Annotated in this window: 15 protein-coding genes, 1 tRNA gene and 1 pseudogene; 12 read left to right on the forward strand and 5 right to left on the reverse strand. The window is 71.6% G+C overall.

Annotated elements, in window-relative coordinates:
* Positions 1–41: 41 nt before the first annotated feature.
* The 5 genes from MJ604_RS22640 (at position 42) to MJ604_RS22660 (ending at position 4643) form a co-directional block, all read left to right on the forward strand.
* Complete coding sequence (locus MJ604_RS22640) at positions 42–362, forward strand: antibiotic biosynthesis monooxygenase family protein (protein ID WP_243060988.1); 321 nt, start codon at positions 42–44, stop codon at positions 360–362.
* A gap of 52 nt (positions 363–414) precedes the next feature.
* Positions 415–1815 (forward strand): glycine--tRNA ligase, encoded by a 1401-nt coding sequence (locus MJ604_RS22645; RefSeq protein WP_243060989.1) that lies wholly within the window; start codon positions 415–417, stop codon positions 1813–1815.
* Positions 1815–2483, forward strand: coding sequence for a hypothetical protein (locus MJ604_RS22650; RefSeq protein WP_243060990.1), 669 nt, complete (start codon positions 1815–1817; stop codon positions 2481–2483). Before MJ604_RS22645 ends, MJ604_RS22650 begins: the two co-directional genes overlap by 1 nt.
* A gap of 12 nt (positions 2484–2495) precedes the next feature.
* On the forward strand, positions 2496–3617 hold the full coding sequence (dusB, locus tag MJ604_RS22655) for a tRNA dihydrouridine synthase DusB (RefSeq protein ID WP_243060991.1): 1122 nt from the start codon (positions 2496–2498) through the stop codon (positions 3615–3617).
* A gap of 258 nt (positions 3618–3875) precedes the next feature.
* Positions 3876–4643, forward strand: coding sequence for a mucin-2 protein (locus MJ604_RS22660; protein ID WP_243060992.1), 768 nt, complete (start codon positions 3876–3878; stop codon positions 4641–4643).
* Positions 4644–4656: 13 nt separating this feature from the next.
* Here the strand turns inward: MJ604_RS22660 and MJ604_RS22665 are convergent, their stop codons facing one another.
* Together MJ604_RS22665 and MJ604_RS22670 are read right to left on the reverse strand one after the other, a co-directional pair.
* Positions 4657–5400, reverse strand: a complete 744-nt coding sequence (locus MJ604_RS22665) for a hypothetical protein (RefSeq protein ID WP_243060993.1) — start codon at positions 5398–5400, stop codon at positions 4657–4659.
* Entirely contained in the window at positions 5397–5936 is a 540-nt protein-coding gene (locus MJ604_RS22670; protein WP_243060994.1) for a TetR family transcriptional regulator, read from the reverse strand. The genes MJ604_RS22665 and MJ604_RS22670 overlap by 4 nt, the downstream gene beginning before the upstream one ends.
* Positions 5937–6015: 79 nt before the next feature.
* Here MJ604_RS22670 and MJ604_RS22675 point away from each other — a divergent pair, with 79 nt between their 5' ends.
* From MJ604_RS22675 to MJ604_RS22700, 6 genes are all read left to right on the forward strand, one after another.
* Positions 6016–6909: a DUF4437 domain-containing protein gene (locus tag MJ604_RS22675; RefSeq protein WP_243060995.1), complete on the forward strand. Its 894-nt coding sequence runs from the start codon at positions 6016–6018 to the stop codon at positions 6907–6909.
* A 29-nt stretch (positions 6910–6938) separates the two neighbouring features.
* Positions 6939–8153: a deoxyguanosinetriphosphate triphosphohydrolase gene (locus MJ604_RS22680; protein ID WP_243060996.1), complete on the forward strand. Its 1215-nt coding sequence runs from the start codon at positions 6939–6941 to the stop codon at positions 8151–8153.
* Positions 8150–9064 carry a 2-hydroxyacid dehydrogenase gene (locus MJ604_RS22685; protein ID WP_243060997.1) on the forward strand — a complete coding sequence of 305 codons (915 nt, stop codon included), beginning with the start codon at positions 8150–8152 and terminating at the stop codon, positions 9062–9064. Before MJ604_RS22680 ends, MJ604_RS22685 begins: the two co-directional genes overlap by 4 nt.
* 21 nt (positions 9065–9085) lie before the next feature.
* Complete coding sequence (gene dnaG / locus MJ604_RS22690) at positions 9086–10969, forward strand: DNA primase (RefSeq protein ID WP_243060998.1); 1884 nt, start codon at positions 9086–9088, stop codon at positions 10967–10969.
* Positions 10966–11487, forward strand: a complete 522-nt coding sequence (locus MJ604_RS22695; RefSeq protein ID WP_243060999.1) for a hypothetical protein — start codon at positions 10966–10968, stop codon at positions 11485–11487. The genes dnaG and MJ604_RS22695 overlap by 4 nt, the downstream gene beginning before the upstream one ends.
* A 66-nt stretch (positions 11488–11553) precedes the next feature.
* Positions 11554–11626, forward strand: a tRNA-Asn gene (locus MJ604_RS22700).
* 47 nt (positions 11627–11673) lie between these two features.
* On the opposite strand, the gene MJ604_RS22705 is transcribed toward MJ604_RS22700, so the two are convergent.
* Entirely contained in the window at positions 11674–12624 is a 951-nt protein-coding gene (locus tag MJ604_RS22705; protein ID WP_243061000.1) for an AraC family transcriptional regulator, read from the reverse strand.
* A gap of 267 nt (positions 12625–12891) precedes the next feature.
* Entirely contained in the window at positions 12892–13632 is a 741-nt protein-coding gene (locus MJ604_RS22710; RefSeq protein WP_243061001.1) for a PIG-L deacetylase family protein, read from the reverse strand.
* A 234-nt stretch (positions 13633–13866) separates the two neighbouring features.
* Here MJ604_RS22710 and MJ604_RS22715 point away from each other — a divergent pair, with 234 nt between their 5' ends.
* Positions 13867–14742 carry a DUF72 domain-containing protein gene (locus MJ604_RS22715; protein ID WP_243061002.1) on the forward strand — a complete coding sequence of 292 codons (876 nt, stop codon included), beginning with the start codon at positions 13867–13869 and terminating at the stop codon, positions 14740–14742.
* A 183-nt stretch (positions 14743–14925) separates the two neighbouring features.
* On the opposite strand, the pseudogene MJ604_RS22720 reads toward MJ604_RS22715, so the two are convergent.
* A pseudogene (locus MJ604_RS22720) lies at positions 14926–15759 on the reverse strand (PPK2 family polyphosphate kinase); the annotation flags it as partial.
* Position 15760: the final 1 nt, after the last annotated feature.

The following is a 15760-nucleotide window of genomic DNA, read 5'->3' on the forward strand; positions in this document are numbered from 1 at the left end:
CGCCGCGACGAGCCTCGAAGCCACCACCTACGCTGGGCGGCGTGCTGGTGGTGAACAGGTTCCGCGTGCCGGTGCCGGATGGCGAGGCGTTCCGGGGCGACCTGACGACCGCGCGCGACGCGCTGGCGGCGTGCCGGGGGTACCTCGGCGGGGAGATCGGGCGCAACGTCGACGACCCCGAGCTGTGGGTGCTCAGCACCAGGTGGGAGAACGTCGGGAGCTACCGGCGGGCGCTGTCGTCGTACGACGTGAAGCTGCACGCGGTGGCGACGCTGAGCCGGGCGATCGAGGAGCCGTCGGCGTACGAGTCCGCCGAGCCCGGGGCCGACCTCAACATCGCCGACGTCCGGTCGTTAGGCTGAGACCTTCGTCCACCGACCGGCAGCCAGCCGGCCGAGAACAAGGAGCTCACCCGTGGCCAAGCCGCCGCCGTCCACCGTCGACCAGGTCGTCTCCCTCGCCAAGCGCCGGGGCTTCGTGTACCCGTGTGGGGAGATCTACGGGGGCACCCGCTCCGCCTGGGACTACGGCCCGCTGGGCGTCGAGCTCAAGGAGAACATCAAGCGCCAGTGGTGGAAGTCCATGGTCACCATGCGCGACGACATGGTGGGTCTGGACTCGAGCATCATCCTGCCCCGCAAGGTGTGGGAGGCCAGCGGCCACGTCGACACGTTCACCGACCCGCTGACCGAGTGCCAGTCGTGCCACAAGCGCTACCGCGCCGACCACCTCCAGGAGGAGGTCGCGGAGAAGAAGGGCATCGAGAACCCCGACGACGTCGACCTGTCGACGGTCGCCTGCGCGAACTGCGGCACCCGCGGAGCGTGGACCGAGCCCCGGATGTTCTCCGGCCTGCTGAAGACCTACCTCGGCGTGATCGAGAACGAGGAGGGCCTGCACTACCTGCGGCCCGAGACCGCGCAGGGCATCTTCATCAACTTCGCGAACGTCGTGACCTCGAGCCGGCAGAAGCCGCCGTTCGGCATCGCCCAGATCGGCAAGAGCTTCCGCAACGAGATCACGCCGGGCAACTTCATCTTCCGCACCCGTGAGTTCGAGCAGATGGAGATGGAGTTCTTCGTCAAGCCGGGTGAGGACGAGGAGTGGCACCAGTACTGGATCGACGAGCGCACCAAGTGGTACGTCGACCTGGGCATCGACCCGGACAACCTGCGTCACTACGAGCACGCGCAGGAGAAGCTCAGCCACTACTCCAAGCGCACCGTGGACATCGAGTACCGCTTCCGCTTCGCCGGCTCCGAGTGGGGTGAGCTCGAGGGCATCGCGAACCGCACCGACTTCGACCTCTCGACGCACTCGAAGCACTCCGGCCAGGACCTGTCGTACTTCGACCAGGCCAACAACGAGCGCTACACGCCGTACGTCATCGAGCCGGCCGCCGGCCTCTCGCGCAGCCTGATGACGTTCCTCGTCGACGCCTACACCGAGGACGAGGCGCCCAACACCAAGGGCGGCGTCGACAAGCGCACGGTCCTCCGCCTCGACCCGCGCCTGGCGCCGGTCAAGGTGGCCGTGCTGCCGCTGAGCCGCAACGCCGACCTGTCGCCCAAGGCCAAGGACCTGTCGATGGCGCTGCGCAGCGCGGGCTGGAACGTCGACTTCGACGACTCCGGCGCGATCGGTCGCCGCTACAGGCGCCAGGACGAGATCGGTACGCCGTACTGCGTGACCGTCGACTTCGAGACCCTCGAGGACAACGCGGTCACGATCCGCGAGCGCGACACCATGGCGCAGGAGCGGATCTCGCTCGACGGCGTCACGACGTACTTCGCCGAGCGCCTCCTCGGCTGCTGATGAAGGCCCCGGCACTCGCTCTCGCGGTCAGTGCGGTCCTCGCGCTGGCCGGGTGCTCCACCGGCGGCGGGTCGGACTCCGCAGGCCCGTCCGCGTCCGCCACGGCGACGCCCAGCGCCACGCCGTACCTGCCGGTCCCGGCGGGAGTCACCCTGACCCCGCCGGGCAGCCAGCTGTCGGTGGGTGACGCGGCGTCGGTCGCCTACGAGCCGCGCCAGGACCAGGTCGGCGCGCTCGACATCACGGTGACCGCGCTCGAGACCACCAAGATCGAGGCGTTCTCGGCCTGGCAGCTGAGCGACGCTCAGAAGGCGTCCACGCCGTACTACGTGCGCGCGACCATCGAGAACGTGGGCGAGACCGACCTCGGTGGACGCCCGGTGCCGCTGTACGTCGTGAACGAGAACGACGTGCTTCTCGAGGCGACGCCGTTCGCGAGCTCGTTCAAGCCCTGCCCGAGCACGCCGTTCCCGGAGAAGTTCGGCCCGGGCGACTCCGCGGACGTCTGCCTGGTCTACCTCGCGCCCGACCGCGGCGAGCTGGAGGCGGTGAGCTTCCGGCCCGAGGAGACGTTCAACCCGATCACCTGGACGGGCGAGGTCGTGAAGTACCAGCCGCCGAAGCCCGAGAAGAAGCCCAAGGATTCGAAGAAGTCGAAGAACGGCTAGACAATAGGGACCATGCTCACGCTGGGGTCCCTGTCGGTCGACGTGCCCGTGGTGCTGGCCCCGATGGCCGGCATCACCAACGCGGCGTACCGCCGACTCTGCGCGGAGCAGGGCGCCGGCCTCTACGTCTGCGAGATGATCACCAGCCGCGGGCTGGTCGAGGGCGACCAGCACACCAAGGACATGCTGGTGTTCGACGAGCTGGAGACCGTGCGCTCGGTCCAGCTGTACGGCACCGATCCCGTGTACGTCGGCAAGGCGGCCGAGATCCTCTGCGCGGAGTACGGCGTGGCGCACATCGACCTGAACTTCGGCTGCCCGGTCCCCAAGGTGACCCGCAAGGGCGGCGGCGGCGCCCTCCCGTGGAAGCGCGGGCTGCTCGGCGAGATCCTCGAGCACGCGGTCGCCGCGGCCACGCCGTACGACGTGCCCGTGACGATGAAGACGCGCAAGGGCATCGACGACGACCACCTGACCTACCTCGACGCCGGCCGGATCGCCCAGGAGTCGGGCTGCGCGGCGATCGCGCTGCACGGGCGGACCGTCGCGCAGGCGTACTCCGGCGAGGCCGACTGGGACGCGATCGCGGCCCTGGTCGCGCACGTCGACATCCCCGTGCTCGGGAACGGCGACATCTGGGAGGCCGCGGACGCGATCCGGATGGTCGAGCAGACCGGTGCCGCGGGCGTCGTGGTCGGGCGCGGCTGCCTGGGCCGGCCGTGGATCTTCCGCGACCTGGCCGCGGCGTTCTCCGGCGAGGAGGTCGCGACGCTGCCGACGCTCGGCGAGGTGGCCGCGATGATGCGCCGACACGCCGAGCTGCTGTGCCAGAACATGGGGGAGGAGCGGGGCTGCAAGGAGTTCCGCAAGCACGTCTCGTGGTACCTCAAGGGCTTCGCCGCGGGCGGCGAGATGCGCCGCTCGCTGGGGCTCGTCGACAGCCTCGCGGCCCTCGACGCACTGCTCGCCGGCCTGGACCCGGCCGAGCCGTTCCCCGTCGCCGAGCTGGGCACTCCGCGGGGCCGCCAGGGCTCGCCGCGCGAGCGCGTCGTGCTCCCGGAGGGGTGGCTCGAGGACGCCGACGGCAGCGGCTACCACCTGCAGGAGGACGCGAACGAGACCACCGGCGGGTGACCCCTCGGTGAGCAGACCCACACGGTTTTAACCATTGTCGATTCTCCCAGTTGACTTTGGGTGTGGTTGACTCGGCCGGGTCGTTGCCATTTCGTGACCTTTCGGGAGGTCACTCCGGCGGCGGCGCACCCCCGTAAGCAACAGCAAAGGATCAGCGCTGTGGCAGAACATCGCCACAAGCGGGAAACCACTGCCCGCCGAAAGCCGCGCGCCGCACTCGTCGCCGGACCGCTCGCCGTGATGGCGACCGTCTCAGTCGTGACCCTCGGCGTGTTCGCCGCGGACCCCGACGCCCGTGACCTGGTCGCCCAGGACACCTCGGCGGACCTGTCCGCCGGGCTGCTGGCCCGCGACACCGTCTCCCGGGCCGACTCCCGCGTGGAGGCGAAGGAGCTCCAGAAGGCCTTCGACAAGAACGCCGAGCTCGCCGCCACCGTGCTGGCCGTGAAGCGCGCCGACACCAAGCTCTGGACGACCGCGCCGCTCAACCTCTGGACCGCGTCCGGCAAGGACGCCGAGCAGCGCGGTGAGATCGCCGCCGGCAAGTCGGTGCTCATCACCGGTCGCAAGGCCGACGGCCGGGTCGAGATCGTCGTCGACGGCGAGGCCCGCTGGGTCACCGAGGGCTACCTCTCGGAGGACAAGCCGCTCGCCGCGGCCGCCGGCCTGTCGATGGAGCCCTGCCCCGACCCGGGCGTCGAGAGCGGGCTGACCGACGACGCCGTCTACCTCTACCGCTCCGTGTGCAACGCGTTCCCGCAGATCACGTCGTACGGCGGCTGGGACGGCCACGGCGAGCACTCCTCGGGTCGCGCGATCGACATCATGACCAGCGACGAGGCGCTCGGCGACGCGATCGCGGCGTTCCTGCTCGAGCACGCGGGCGAGCTGAACCTCTACGACATCATCTGGCGCGGCGAGATCTGGACCTCCGTGCGGTCGTCCGAGGGCTGGCGGGCGTACGGCGACCACGGGTCGGTCACCGCCAACCACTACGACCACGTGCACGTGGCCACGAACGGCTGACGCTCAGCGGACCTCAGTGGTCGCGCAGGAGTGACCCGGCCCCGCTGACCTGGTCGGCGATGCCGTGCTCGCGCAGCGCGTGCCACAGCGTGGCGGCGTTGATCGCGACGACGGGCTTGCCCAGCGCGGCCTCGAGCCGGTCGGCCTGGGCGACGAACGACAGGTTCGTGCCGACCTGCACGACCGCCTCCACGTCGGGGCCGTCGAGCTCGGCGACCATCGCGTCCAGCCGCGTCTCGTCGACGCGGGCGATGTCCATCGCGCTGGGGCAGCGCAGGCCGGTGATCGCGGCGACGTCGAAGCCGGCCTCGGTGAAGAACCGCCCGACCTCGACGTCGGCGATCGGCTGGTACGGCGAGAACACCGCGATCCGGCGTACGCCGAGGGTCTGCAGCGCGGCGCGGCAGGCGCTGGCGCCGGTGGTGACGGGCAGCCCGGTGCGCTCCTGGAGACGCCGCTCGAAGGCCGCGTTGCCCTCGACGCCGCCCCAGAACGTCTCCGCCGACATGCCCATGACCATCCGCTCCGGCTCCGCAGTCAGCACGTCGCGCACCGCGACGTCGATCGAGGCGCGGATCTGGCCGAGCAGGGCCTGGAAGTCCTCGTCGTCGTTCATGACCGGGTTCTCGATGTACATCGAGCCGGCGCGGAACGCGACGCCCTCGATGCCGGCTCGCCAGTAGTCGTGCTCGACAACGGTGTTGGTGCTGGGCACGACGACGCCGAACACGGCGCGGGGTCCGACGACGTTCGTCATCGCGTGGCCTCCATCAGGTGCAGGTCGACCGCGCGGTGCGCGCGGGCGCGGGCGGTCGGGCGGTCGAGGAGCAGGGCGTCGACGAGCAGGGGCGAGACGATCGCCGCGACCGCGTCGTCGGCGGCGGTTCGGGGTACGCCGGCGTCGCGGAGCACGGCCTGGACGGGGGCCAGGAGGTACTCGACGTAGCGGTGCCGGAGGTCGGCGTCGGCGCCGACCAGCGCCTGGAGGAACGCCGCGACCGGCTTGTCGCGCAGCCGGTTGCAGAGGGCGTCGACCTCGGTGTGCAGGTCCTGGGCCAGGTCCCCGGACGGCTCGTGCCGTGGGCTGGGTGCGACATCGATGAGCGCGGCGAGCACCGCGGTCGGGGTCGGCCAGTGCCGGTAGATCGTCGAGCGGGACACGCCCGTGACCTGGTGGAGACGCTGCGCGGTGAGCGCGCCGACGCCTTCGGTGAGCAGCAGGTCGAGCGCGGCGGTGAGCACCGTCGCGGTGGTGTCGCTCGCCGGGCCCGCGGGCCGTCCAGTCTTCGTCACAGTGAAAACGATACAAGATGTACCGGCAATGTGATACCAATACATCTTGTATCGGTAAGTCATCTACCCGAGGAGCCTCATGCGCCCCCATGTCGAGACCGTCGACGAGCGTGACCTGATCTGGCACATCGCCGAGTTCGAGCACGCCACCGGCACCGCCAAGCAGCGCAACCTCTGCTACGACGAGGAGGACGGGTCGGCCTCGCTCAAGGTGCACTTCACCAGCGACTGGAGCCGCCCCGCGGGCGTCCACGACGCCGAGACCGAGTGGTACGTGCTCGAGGGTGAGGTGCGCATCGGCGACACCGTGCTCGGCCCGGAGGGCTACTGGCACGCCGCCGCGGGCGTGTGGACGCCGGAGCTCGAGGTCGCCGACGGCACCGTCGTGCTGCTCTTCCGCGAGTTCGGCGACTGGAGCTTCACGCCGTGCGACGAGAGCCTGCCGTCGGTCCGCGAGGACCAGAAGCTGATCGTGCTGCAGGTCCGCGACATGCCGTGGATCGACGTCGTCGACGGCAGCCCGATGCGCTTCGACCTCGGCGGCACCCCGGTGCCCGGCCTGTACATCAAGCTGCTCCACCGCGACGAGAAGACCGGCTTCTACACGCGCCTGATCAAGGCGAAGCCGGGCTGGGTGGAGCACCCGCTCGCGCACCACCCCTGCAGCGAGGAGGCCTACTGCCTCGAGGGCGGCTTCGACTACAGCTTCGGCAAGATGTGGCCGGGCACGTACTTCTGGCGCCCGCCGCTCGTGCGTCACGGCGACTTCACCGCCGACGCCGAGCTCGGCTGCACGTGGATCCTGCGCTCGGACAGCGACCTCGTGGACTGGTACACCGACGACGCGCGCATCGAGATGCACGGCACGCCCACCAACTGGGGCGAGGGCTACCCGCACAGCGCGGCGCCGCGACCGGTCCAGCCGGTGCGTTCGCGGAGCCTCGGTCCCTGGGCGGACCCGACCTACCAGTGAGGTCGTAGCTCACCACTAGGGTGGCGCCGATGGACGATCTGTACGACGGCGCCGCCCGGGAGCGGCTCGTCCCCGAGCCGCCGAAGCGGGTCGACGCGCCGGTGCGCACGCCGTTCGAGCGGGACCGCGCCCGGCTGGTCCACGCGGCGTCGTCGCGCAGGCTCGCTGCCAAGACCCAGGTGGTCGGGCCGCAGAGCGACGACTTCGTGCGCAACCGGCTCACCCACAGCCTGGAGGTCGCCCAGGTCGCGCGGGACCTCTCCCGCGCGCTGGGCAGCCAGCCCGACATCGCCGAGACCGCCGCGCTCGCCCACGACCTCGGCCACCCGCCGTTCGGCCACAACGGCGAGCGGGTGCTGGCCGAGCTGGGCGAGGCGTGCGGCGGCTTCGAGGGCAACGCGCAGACGCTGCGCATCCTGACCCGGCTCGAGGCGAAGACCGACGGCGCCGGGCTGAACCTCACCCGCGCCACGCTCGACGCCTGCACGAAGTACCCCTGGCCGCGGCCCGGCCCCGGGCTGGTGAAGTTCGGCGTCTACGACGACGACCGCCCGGTGTTCGACTGGATGCGGCAGGGCGCGCCGGGGGAGCGGCAGTGCCTCGAGGCGCAGGTCATGGACCTCGCCGACGACGTCGCGTACTCCGTCCACGACGTCGAGGACGGAGTGGTGGCCGGCCGCGTCGACCTGACGTCGTTCGACCCGACGGCGGTGTGGCAGGCGGTCCGCGAGTGGTACCTCCCGGACGCCGACGACGCGACCCTCGACGAGACGCTCGCCGGCCTCCGGGGCGTGGGCAGCTGGCCGACCGCGCCGTACGACGGCAGCCGGCGCTCGCTGGCCGCGCTGAAGAACCTCACCAGCGACCTGATCGGTCGCTTCTGCGGAGCGGCCCAGCGCGCGACGTTCGACGCCAGCGCCGGGCCCTTCGTGCGGTACGCCGCCGACCTCGTCGTACCCGAGCAGGCCCGGCTCGAGATGGCGGTGCTCAAGGGCATCGCCGCGCACTACGTGATGCGCGCCGACGACCGGGTCGCGCTGATGGAGCGCCAGCGCGAGCTGCTCGCCGAGCTCGTCGAGCTGCTCGTGGACCGCGGACCGGACGCGCTCGACCGTCCGTTCGCCGACGACTGGCATGCTGCCGCCGACGACGCCGCCCGGCTGCGGGTCGTGCTCGACCAGGTCGCCTCGCTGACCGACCAGAGCGCGGTCGTCCGGCACACCACGCTGAAGGAGCACCCGTGACCGACCGCCTCGTCTGGCTGCCGTTCGAGCCCGCCCTGCTCGGCGACCCGCCGGAGGGGCTGCGCTACGAGGTCGTCGACCCGACCGAGCACGTGCCCGACAGCGTGACCGACGTCCGTTTCTACGTGCCGCCGTACCAGGTCGGCCCGCGGGTGGCCGAGGTGCTGCCGCGGATGGCGAGCCTGGAGGTCGTGCAGACGCTGACCGCCGGCGTCGACAACGTCCGAGCGCAGATCCCCGACGGCGTGCTGCTGTGCAACGGCCGCGGCATCCACGACACCTCGACCGCCGAGCTCGCGGTGACGCTGACGCTGGCGAGCCTGCGGGGCGTGCCCGGCTTCGTGCGCGACCAGGATCGCCACGCCTGGAACACCGGCTGGCACCCGGCGCTCGCCGACAAGCGTGTGCTCCTCGTCGGGTACGGCGCGGTCGGCGAGGCGATCGAGCGCCGGCTGCTGCCGTTCGAGGTCGAGGTGGTCAAGGTCGCGCGCAGCGCCCGCGACGGGGTGCACGCGATCAGCGAGCTGCCCGGGCTGCTGCCGCAGGCGGACGTCGTGATCCTCGTCGTCCCCCTCACCGACGAGACCCGCGGCCTGGTCGACGCCGGGTTCCTGGGCGCGATGAAGCAGGGCGCGCTGCTGGTCAACGTCGCCCGCGGCGCGGTCGTCGACACCGACGCGCTGGTCGCGGCGCTGCACGCCGGCCGGATCTCCGCCGCGACCGACGTCGCCGACGTCGAGCCGCTCCCGGAGGACCACCCGCTGTGGGACGCGCCCAACCTCCTGGTCTCCCCGCACGTCGGCGGCGCGAGCAGCGCGATGTGGCCGCGCGCCCACCGGCTGGTCCGCGACCAGCTGCACCGCTACGCCGCCGGCGAGGAACTTGTGAACGTCATGTCCGGCGCCTACTAGCCCCGACATAGACTCCGCGACGTGGCAGGCCGGATCCGCGAGGAGGACATCGCCGAGGTGCGCGAGAAGACGCGCATCGACGACGTCGTCTCGCAGTACGTCACGCTCCGCAACGCCGGCGGCGGCTCCCAGAAGGGGCTTTGCCCGTTCCACGACGAGAAGTCGCCGTCGTTCCACGTCACCCCGGCCCGCGGCTTCTTCCACTGCTTCGGCTGCAACGAGAGCGGCGACGTCATCAGCTTCCTGATGAAGATCGACGGGCTCACGTTCACCGAGACCGTCGAGCGGCTCGCCGAGAAGGCCGGCGTGATGCTGCGCCGCGAGGAGGGCGGGCTGGACGGGGGCCGTGACGACCGCCCCAAGGGCCCGCCGCGCCAGCGCCTGATCGAGGCCAACCGGGTCGCCCAGGAGTACTACGCCGAGCAGCTCGCGACCCCGGACGCCCTGGCCGCCCGGCAGTTCCTGTCCGAGCGCGGCTTCGACCAGACCGCGGCGGCGACGTTCGGCATCGGCTTCGCGCCCCGCGACGGCGAGGCGCTGTTCAAGCACCTCAAGGGCCGCGGCTTCAGCCAGGAGGAGACCGTCGAGGCGGGCCTGGTCGCGATCGGCCGCTCGGCGTACGACCGGTTCCGCGGCCGGCTGCTCTGGCCGATCCGCGACGCTCCCGGCGACACCATCGGCTTCGGCGCGCGCCGCATCTTCGAGGACGACCGCATCGAGGCGAAGTACCTCAACACCCCCGAGACCAAGATCTACAAGAAGAGCCAGGTGCTCTACGGCATCGACCTGGCCCGTCGCGAGATCGCGAAGTCGTCGCAGGCGGTGATCGTCGAGGGCTACACCGACGTGATGGCCTGCCACCTCGCTGGCGTGGGCACGGCGGTGGCGACCTGCGGCACCGCCTTCGGCGACGACCACTCGCGGGTGCTGCGCCGCTTCCTGCACGACCACGAGGAGTTCCGCGGCGAGGTGATCTTCACCTTCGACGGCGACGCGGCCGGCCAGAAGGCGGCGATCCGCGCGTTCGGCGGCGACCAGAACTTCGTGTCCCAGACGTACGTCGCGGTCGAGCCGGACGGCCTCGACCCGTGCGACCTGCGGATCAAGAAGGGCGACGCCGCGGTGCGCGAGCTGGTCGCCCGGCGGGTTCCGCTGTACCGCTTCGTGCTCGCCAACATCGTCAGCAAGTACGACCTCGACCGTGCCGACGGCCGCGTCGACGCGCTGCGCGAGAGCGCGCGGCTGGTGTCGAGCATCCGCGACAGGTCCAAGGTCGACGCCTTCTCGCGCGAGATCGCCGGGATGATCGGGGTCGACGTCGACGAGGCGCGCGCCGAGGTCCGCCGGGCCGCCAACCGCAAGCCGAGCCAGGACCCGCGGGCGGCGGCCGCCCCGGAGCAGCCCGCGCCGCCGCGCTCCGCCGTACCGAACCTGCGCGACCCGCGGTTCTCGCTCGAGCGCGAGACCCTGAAGCTCGTCGTCCAGCACCCGATGACCATCGGTCGCGCCACCTCGGAGATCGGGCCGAACGACTTCACGCACCCGACCTACCGGGCGGTCTGGGAGCTGGTCGCCGCCGCAGGTGGCCCCGGCGCCGGCGCCAACGACCCGGGCTGGGTGACCCGGCTGCGCGACGCCGCGGGGGAGCCCGCGGTCGGCTCGGCGGTCAGCGAGCTCGCGGTCGAGCCGCTGAAGAAGGAGCCCGACGCGGCGTACGTCGCCCAGCACGTCTTCGCGCTGATGGAGCTGACCACCGCCCGGCGGATCAACGCGATCAAGTCCAAGCTCCAGCGCACCAACCCCGTCGAGCAGGCCGACGAGTTCAACAAGATGTTCGGCGAGCTCGCCGCTCTCGAGGCGCACCGCCGGATGCTCCGCGACCGTCTCGGCGGGTCGGCCCAGTGAGCCTCTTCCGGCGTGAGCGGCCACCGATCCGCGTCGAGCGCGGGGAGCGGCTGCTGGCGTACTCCGAGGCCGCCGAGGCGACGGTCGGAGGCACCCGCGACGCGCTGTACGTCGTCCGCGGGCTCGGCACCCGGTCGCTCGGCCTCGAGGAGACCGACCGGATCCCGTGGGAGGACGTCCAGGCGGCCGACTGGGACGTCGACGAGGGCGTCCTGCGGGTCAGCGAGGTCGGCTCGTGGGGCGAGGTCCGGCCCGTCCACACGTTCACGCTCACCGAGCCCGGCCCGCTGCTGCAGCTGGTGCGCGAGCGGGTCACCGCGAGCATCGTGCTGCAGCGCCACGTCCCGATCACCGGACGCCGCGGCGTGCGCGTGATCGCCCGCCGGGCGCCCCACGGGCGCGACCCGGTGCGCTGGATCTACGAGTACGACGAGGGCGTCGACCCCGACGACCCCGCCGTACGAACCGCCGCCGCCGAGGCGCTGGCAGCCGCGCAGCTCGAGGTCGGGACCGTCTAGGACGGAAACCGGGACCTCAATTTTCCCTCTGCGATGCCGATTGCTAATCTGTGCGGGCTGCACCGATCCCCTGTAGCTCAGTTGGCAGAGCGCTTGACTGTTAATCAGGATGTCGTTGGTTCGAGTCCAACCGGGGGAGCAGAGAAAGAGGGCCTGGCCTGCGGAGACGCACGCCGGGCCCTCTCGTCATTTCCAGGCGTCGTCCAGGGCCTCCCGGGGAGGGCGACCGTACTTCCGGCCGTAGTAGGCGGCGAAGCGAGCCGTGTTGGCGAAACCCCAGCGCCCGGCGATGGACGGGACGCTCGCGACCGCCGGGTCGGCGTCCCGGAGGTCGTCGTGGGCGCGGTCGAGCCGGACCCGGCGCAGGTAGGCCGTCGGGGTGGTGCCGAGGTGCCGGCGGAAGGCGAGCCGGACGGCGCGGGGAGTGACGTGGACGGCGCGAGCGATGTCGACGATGCTGATCGGCTGGTCGGGGTTGGCCTCGATGAAGGCGGCCGCGCGCCTGACGGTCGCCGGATGAGCGTCGTGCCGGTCCTCGGTCGTGGGGTCGAGGACCGCCGTGTTGGGGAACACGGCCAGCGCCGATGCTGCGAGCAGGCGGGCCGCGGAGTCGGTCACCAACGGGGAGGACCACGCCTCGGACCGATCGTCGACGTGGGAGCCGAGAGCGTCCGACAGGCGCCACAGCAGCGCTGCCATCTCGGCGGAGTGAGGGCGGCTCGACAGCAGCTGCACGGGCGGGCCCGCGTCGGGGCTGACGCCGGCGACCTCGTCGAGCAGGTCCGGTTCCAGCACGATGACGTCGAAGTCGGTGTGCTCCAGCCGGACGGCCCACGTCCGTCCGACAGGGATCGGGTGGAACATCTCCCCGGGGTGGTAGCGGACGGTGTCGTGCCCGCAGGTGTAGTCGACGGTTCCGCTCCGGACCCGGACGAGGACGACGCTCGTCAGCGGATCGGCGCTGCCCGAGAGCCCCATGTTGAACGTCGCGCGGTCGAGGCGGGCGCGACCCACCGGGGTCACGGCGAATCGCAGCATCGTCCCGCCGCCGTCGATGCGCATCCGCATCGCGGTGTACTGGTCGCGGTACATCTGGCTGGCCACGTCGGGCTCCGTGGTCTCGAAGATCTCGGGCATGGCCGTTCCCTCCTCACGTCCGGGCGCCCGAGATGGACTGCTACTCGCCCCAGCCCGTGGGGAACACCTCGAACGGTGCGGCGAACGCGACACCGAGCCGCTGCCCGGTCTGCCGACCGAAGCCCTCGAGGAGCTCCCGCGGACTCCCAGTGTCTCACTCCAGGCCGTCGATGGAAGCCCTGTGTGACTCCCGGGACTCGACGCAACCAGTTCGTGCCGACCTGGCTGGGTCGAGGGCCCTTCGAGTCGACCGGTGACGCTCGCGCGCTAGTCGCCCCAGCCCATCGGGAACACCTCGAACGGCGCGGCGAAGGCAACGCCGAGCCGCTGCCCGGCCTGCCGGGCGAAGCCCTCGAGGAACTCGCGCGGGTCCCAGTTCTCCCAGCCCAACCCCTCGATGTAGGCACGGTGTGCCTCCAGGGACTCGACGCCGGCGTCGAAGGTGTCGGTGGTGTCGACCGCGTGCCCGGACAACGGCGATCCGGCCGCCCAGACCGCGCGCACCCCGCCCCAGGGCTCGAGCCCGTCGGTGAGCTGCTCGGGGAACACCCAGCGGTTGCCGGCGTCGCGCACCGCGTCGACCACCGCGCGGCCGGTCGCGATGTGGTCGGCCTGGTTGAGGTTCACCCCGCCCCAGGTGTCCCGGAAGTTGCCGGTGATCACGATGTCGGGGCGGTGCCGGCGTACGACGTGGGCGATCTCGCGGCGCAGCGGGACGCCGTACTCGAGGATCCCGTCGGGCTGGCGCAGGAAGTCGACCTCGGAGACGCCCACGATCCGTGCGGACTCCACCTGCTCGGCCTCGCGCACGGTCCGGCACGCGTCGGGGGCCATGCCGTCGATGCCGGCCTCCCCGCTGGTCACCATGCAGTACGTGACGGTCTTGCCCTGGCCGGTCCAGCGCGCGATCGCGGCCGCGGCGCCGAACTCCAGGTCGTCGGGGTGCGCGACCACGCACAGCGCGCGGTCCCAGTCCTCGGGCAGCGGCTCGAGCTTCTCGATCTCCATGCCACGAGCATGACACCCGACGTGACAGGCTGGCGCGCCTGACGCGGTACGCCGACCTCGCACTCCGGCCGCCGTCCGCCAGCAACCGCTGGAGCACGCTGGAGCCGGTGAAGACCCGCGCCTACCGCCGGTGGCGGACGCCGCGTTCGAGGTCTGGACCGACTACGCCCCGCTGGCCGAGGACCCGCCGGTCCGGTAGGAACACCGTGGCCCACGGATGGGTACCGCCCCCGCATGGGCGAGATCCGAGTCGGCATCTCCGGATGGACCTACCCCGGCTGGCGCGGCGACTTCTACCCGAAGGGCCTGCCGCAGCGGCGCGAGCTCGGCTACGCCGCCGAGCGGCTCGACACCGTGGAGATCAACGGGTCGTTCTACTCGCTGCAGCGGCCGACGTCGTACCGCGACTGGCGCGAGCAGGTGCCCGGCAGCTTCCGCTTCGCGGTGAAGGGCGGCCGCTACGTCACCCACCTCAAGCGGCTGCGCGACGTCGAGGCGCCGCTCGCGAACTTCTTCGCCTCGGGCGTGCTCGAGCTCGGCCCGACGCTCGGGCCGTTCCTGTGGCAGCTCCCCGAGCGGCTGGAGTACGACGCGCGCCTGCTCGCGGACTTCTTCGACCTGCTGCCGCGGACCGTCGGCGAGATCGCCGCGCTCGCCCGACGCCACGACGCGAAGCTGCCCGAGGACCGCGCGATCACGCGGGCGCCGCGTGGGCTGGCGGGGGAGCGGGTGCGGCACGCGCTGGAGTTCCGCAGCGCGACGTACTGCACCGACCAGGCGTTCGCGCTGCTGCGCGAGCACGACGTCGCGTGCGTGATCGCCGACAGCGCCGGGCGCTGGCCGATGGCGGAGGCAGTCACCAGCGACCTGGTCTACGTGCGCCTGCACGGTGACACCGAGCTCTACACGAGCGGCTACTCCGACGCAGCGCTCGAGCGCTGGGCCGAGCGGTGCCAGGGCTGGGCGGAGCAGGCCGACGTGGTCGTGTACTTCGACAACGACGCGAAGGGTTTCGCGCCGCACGACGCGGTGAAGCTACGCGCGGTCCTGGAGCAGCGCGGCCTTCTGCTCCCGGGTCCGCTGCAGGTCGAGCATGGCGGCCGCCGCTGACGCGACTGCCTCGGCCTCGCGCGCCTTCGCCTCGGCCTCGGCGACGGGGTCGGAGTCGGTGACCTCCTCCCGCGCCTGGGCCGCCTCCTCGCGCACCCGCCGGTCGTCCTTCACGGCCTTCTTCACCTGGCGGTCGGTCTCCTTCAGCGAGGCCCGCAGCGCCTTGGTGCTCATCGTGGCGGCCAGCTTGCGCCGCTGGACCTCCGGGTCCCACCGGACCGACGGCCACTCGGGATCCATGTCGATCAGCGTCTGGGTCAGGATCTCGGTGATCGCCAGCCGGGCGTACCACTTGTGGTCCGCCGGTACGACGAACCACGGCGCCGCCTCGGTCGACGTGCGCCGGAAGACGTCGGCAAAGGCCTCTTGGTACTCGTCCCACTTGCAGCGGGTGGGTACGTCGTTCTTGCTGTACTTCCAGTGCTTGTCGGGCCGGTCGAGGCGCTTCATCAGCCGCAGGCCCTGCTCGTCGTGGCTGACCACGAGTCCGAGCTTGACGACGGTCGTCCCGGACGCGACCAGGTCCGCCTCGAAGTCGTTGATCTCGTCGTACCGCTTCTCCCAGGTCTTCTGGGGGACCAGCCCGTCGACGCGGGTGACGAGCACGTCCTCGTAGTGGGAGCGGTCGAACACGCCGATGAACCCCGGCTCGGGCAGCTCCTTCTTGATCCGCCAGAGGAAGTGGTGCTCCCTCTCCTCGTCGGTGGGTGCGCCGAACGAGCGCAGCGCCACGCCCTGCGGGTCGACCTTGCTCATCACGTGCCGGGCGACGCCGCCCTTGCCTGCGGTGTCGAGACCCTGGACGACCACGAGCAGCGAGCGCCTGCCGCCCGCGCGGCCCTCGGCGAAGAGCCGCTCCTGGAGCTCGCTGAGCAGGTCGCCGCGCTCGTCGCAGAACCGGGCGGCTGCCTTCTTCCCGGCCTTCCAGCCAGGCTTGGCGGCCCGGTCCATGCCCGCGAGGTCGAAGTCCTCGTCCGCGCGCAGCAGGTCGCGCGGGTCGTCGCTCCACTGGGTCATC

The sequence above is a fragment of the Nocardioides sp. SR21 genome (assembly GCF_022761125.1).
Lineage (GTDB): Bacteria > Actinomycetota > Actinomycetes > Propionibacteriales > Nocardioidaceae > Nocardioides.

What these genes read in the sequence shown, in the direction of transcription:
- MJ604_RS22650 (WP_243060990.1), top strand. Translation starts at nt 1,815, where the DNA reads ATGAAGGCCCCGGCACTCGCTCTCGCGGTCAGTGCGGTCCTCGCGCTG.
- dusB (WP_243060991.1), top strand. Translation starts at nt 2,496, where the DNA reads ATGCTCACGCTGGGGTCCCTGTCGGTCGACGTGCCCGTGGTGCTGGCC.
- MJ604_RS22665 (WP_243060993.1), bottom strand. Translation starts at nt 5,400, where the DNA reads ATGACGAACGTCGTCGGACCCCGCGCCGTGTTCGGCGTCGTCGTGCCC.
- MJ604_RS22675 (WP_243060995.1), top strand. Translation starts at nt 6,016, where the DNA reads ATGCGCCCCCATGTCGAGACCGTCGACGAGCGTGACCTGATCTGGCAC.
- MJ604_RS22680 (WP_243060996.1), top strand. Translation starts at nt 6,939, where the DNA reads ATGGACGATCTGTACGACGGCGCCGCCCGGGAGCGGCTCGTCCCCGAG.
- MJ604_RS22705 (WP_243061000.1), bottom strand. Translation starts at nt 12,624, where the DNA reads ATGCCCGAGATCTTCGAGACCACGGAGCCCGACGTGGCCAGCCAGATG.
- MJ604_RS22710 (WP_243061001.1), bottom strand. Translation starts at nt 13,632, where the DNA reads ATGGAGATCGAGAAGCTCGAGCCGCTGCCCGAGGACTGGGACCGCGCG.
- MJ604_RS22715 (WP_243061002.1), top strand. Translation starts at nt 13,867, where the DNA reads ATGGGCGAGATCCGAGTCGGCATCTCCGGATGGACCTACCCCGGCTGG.